The following is a 3,210-nucleotide window of genomic DNA, read 5'->3' on the forward strand; positions in this document are numbered from 1 at the left end:
ACGGACGCAGCGCGGCGGGCACCGTGATGCTGCCGTCGGCCTGCTGGTGGTTCTCGAGCACGGCCACCAGCGCGCGACCCACCGCCAGGCCCGAGCCGTTGAGCGTGTGCACCAGCTCCGGCTTGCCTTGCGCGTTGCGGAAGCGTGCCTGCATGCGGCGCGCCTGGAAGGCTTCGCAGTTCGACACCGAGCTGATCTCGCGGTAGGTGTTCTGCGCCGGCAGCCACACTTCGAGGTCGTAGGTCTTGCTGGCGCCGAAACCCATGTCGCCGGTGCACAGGCTCACCACGCGATACGGCAGCTCCAGCTTCTGCAGGATGGCTTCGGCGTGCCCCACCATCTCTTCGAGCGCCGCGTAGCTGTGCTCGGGGTGGACGATCTGCACCATCTCGACCTTGTCGAACTGATGCTGGCGGATCATGCCGCGCGTGTCGCGCCCCGCGCTGCCGGCTTCGGAGCGGAAGCACGGCGTGTGGCCGGTGAGCTTGATCGGCAGTTGCTCGAGCGGCACGATGCTGTCGGCCACGGTGTTGGTCAGCGTCACTTCGGAGGTGGGGATCAGATACCACTTGCTGCCCGAGGCGTCGCCGTCGCCCGAGGTGACGTGAAAGAGGTCCTGCTCGAACTTGGGCAACTGGCCGGTGCCTTCGAGCGCGCGGCTTTGCACGAGGTAGGGCGTGTAGCACTCGGTGTAGCCGTGCGCTTGCGTTTGCACGTCGAGCATCAGCTGCGCCAGCGCCCGGTGCAGGCGGGCGATCGGGCCTTTCATGAAGGTGAAGCGCGCGCCCGACAGCTTGGCGCCGGTCTCGAAATCGAGCCCCAGCGCGGCGCCCAAGTCCACGTGATCCTTCACCTCGAAGGCATAGGTTTGCGGCGTGCCCCAACGGCGCACTTCGACGTTGCCGGACTCGTCGCTGCCCGCCGGCACGCTGTCGTGCGGCAGGTTGGGCACGCTCAGCAGCAGGGCCGACAGCTCGGCCTGGATGCCTTCGAGCCGCTCGGCGCTGGCTTTGAGCTCGTCGCCGATGCCGCCCACCTCGGCCATCACGGCGGCGGTGTCCTCGCCCTTGGCCTTGAGTTGGCCGATCTGCTTGGACAGGCTGTTGCGGCGCGATTGCAGCTCTTCGGTACGCACCTGGATCTGCTTGCGCTCGGCCTCCAGCGCCGTGAAGCGGGCTTCGTCGAGGAAGGGCTGGGGCGACTTGCGTCGGTTCAGTTTGTCGATGACGCCAGGGAGGTCTTTGCGCAGCAGGGTGATGTCGAGCATGTCGGCAGCCGGGTAGTGAGCGGGTTGAGAGCAAACAAAAGCGAATCGCCGATTGTAGGGAGCTGATGTGCCGGGAGCTCGTGTGGCGTGTGACGCCCTCGGCTGGGCCGACGGGAGTCAGGCCGCCCGCTCGGCGATTTGTCAGCCCGATTTGCGTGTTCTCCTCGGAGCGCCGATAATAAAAACCATTCCTATTTGCTGTTGCGTTCTGTCAATCGATGATTGAGGCGTGCGCAACGGCCGCACCGGAGTTCGCATCATGGCTGCCGTCGCTACCCCCGTCGTTTCACCCGTTCTGCCTGGGGCGCCCCGGGTTGGCGTGGGGGCCGGGCTGGCGGTGTTGGCCGAGGCGCCGCTGCGCCAGGCGTTTCAGGTGATCGACGTCGTGGCGCCTGTCGGGCAGCCGGACTGGGCCGATCGTCTGGCCGAAATCGGCTTTCTGGCCGGCGAGCAGGTGCAGGTGCTGTCGCGCGGCGTGCCGGGCGGCGACCCGATCGCGGTGCGCGTGGGCACGTCCACTTTCGCGCTGCGCCGCGCCGAGGCGGCTTGCGTGCACATCGCCCCGCGCGGCTGAAACCGCTCGCCCCCCGCTCCCGCCGACTCCCGAATCGAGATTTGCCATGACCGACGCACGCGTGACCGAGCAACGCGTCAACATCGCGGGCCTGCAGTCGCGCCTGGTGGCGTTGGTGGGCAACCCCAACTGCGGCAAGACGGCGCTGTTCAACCGCCTCACCGGCAGCCGCCAGAAGGTGGCCAACTACGCCGGGGTCACCGTCGAGCGCAAGGAAGGCCGCCTCACCACGCCAGGGCACCAGCGCTTGCGCATCCTTGATCTGCCGGGCACCTACAGCCTCGACGGCCGCACGCCAGACGAGCAGGTCACCTGCGATGTGCTGCACGGCACCGCCGAAGGCGAGGCCAAGCCGGACTTGGTGATCGCGGTGGTCGATGCCACCAACCTGCGCCGCAATCTGCGCATCGTGCTGGCGGTGCGGCGTCTGGGCCTGCCGGTGGTGGTGGCGCTCAATATGGTGGACCGCGCCCGCGCACAAGGGCTGCCGATCGACGCCGCCCGGCTGCAGGCCGAGCTCGGCGTGCCGGTGGTGCAAACGGTGGCGGTCGAGGCCAAGGGGGCAGACGCGCTGCTGGGCTTGCTCGACCAGGCTCAGATCTGGCAGGCGACGGCTGCTGCGTCCGGCGAAGCAGTTTCGGTGCAGACCGACCACGCCGAGGTGCAACGCATCCTGGCGGCATGCGGGCTGGACAGCCCGGCGCTGCACCACGCCAGCGACCGGGTCGACCGCGTGGTCTTGCACCCGGTGGCCGGCCCGATCATCTTGCTGGTGTTGCTGTTCCTGATCTTCCAGGCGGTGTTCACCTGGGCCGAGTGGCCCAAGAGTCAGATCGAGGCGGGCGTCGAGGTGCTGGGTCAGGTCGTGGCCACCCATCTGCCCGAGGGGGCCTTGCGCAGCTTGCTGGTGGACGGCGTGATCGCCGGGGCCGGGGGGGTGCTGGTGTTCCTGCCGCAGATCCTGATCCTGTTTTTCTTCATCCTGGTGCTCGAAGAGTCGGGCTACCTGCCGCGCGCGGCCTTCTTGCTTGACCGACTGATGGGCAGCATCGGACTGTCGGGGCGCTCGTTCATCCCGCTGCTGTCGAGCTTTGCCTGCGCCATCCCCGGCATCATGGCCACGCGCACCATCGATAACCCGCGCGACCGCTGGGTCACGATCATGATCGCGCCGCTGATGACTTGCTCGGCGCGCTTGCCGGTGTACGCACTGCTGATCGGCGCCTTCATCCCGAAGCGTCTGGTGTGGGGCGGGCTGGAGCTGCAGGGGCTGGTGCTGTTCGGCTTGTACTTTGCCGGCATCGCGAGCGCCATGCTGGTGGCGTGGGTGCTCAAGCGCACCACGGCGCAGGGGCAGACCCGTCAGCTG

The 3,210-nt window shown here is 68.0% G+C and carries 3 protein-coding genes; 2 read left to right on the top strand and 1 reads right to left on the bottom strand.

Annotation, left to right across the window (positions count from 1 at the left end; genetic code table 11):
• Positions 1-1,267: serine--tRNA ligase (gene serS / locus ACE3SS_RS15170; protein ID WP_374595387.1), on the bottom strand; the 1,267-nt coding region annotated here is incomplete at its 3' end.
• 259 nt (positions 1,268-1,526) lie between these two features.
• Here serS and ACE3SS_RS15175 point away from each other — a divergent pair.
• Both ACE3SS_RS15175 and ACE3SS_RS15180 read left to right on the top strand, forming a co-directional pair.
• A complete protein-coding gene (locus ACE3SS_RS15175) occupies positions 1,527-1,841 on the top strand; it encodes a ferrous iron transport protein A (protein ID WP_374595389.1) in 315 nt (104 codons plus the stop codon).
• Positions 1,842-1,887: 46 nt separating this feature from the next.
• On the top strand, positions 1,888-3,210 hold a 1,323-nt coding region (locus ACE3SS_RS15180), incomplete at its 3' end, for a ferrous iron transporter B (protein ID WP_374595391.1).

The organism is Aquabacterium sp. (assembly GCF_041915145.1).
In the GTDB taxonomy this organism is placed as follows: Bacteria; Pseudomonadota; Gammaproteobacteria; order Burkholderiales; family Burkholderiaceae_C; genus Aquabacterium.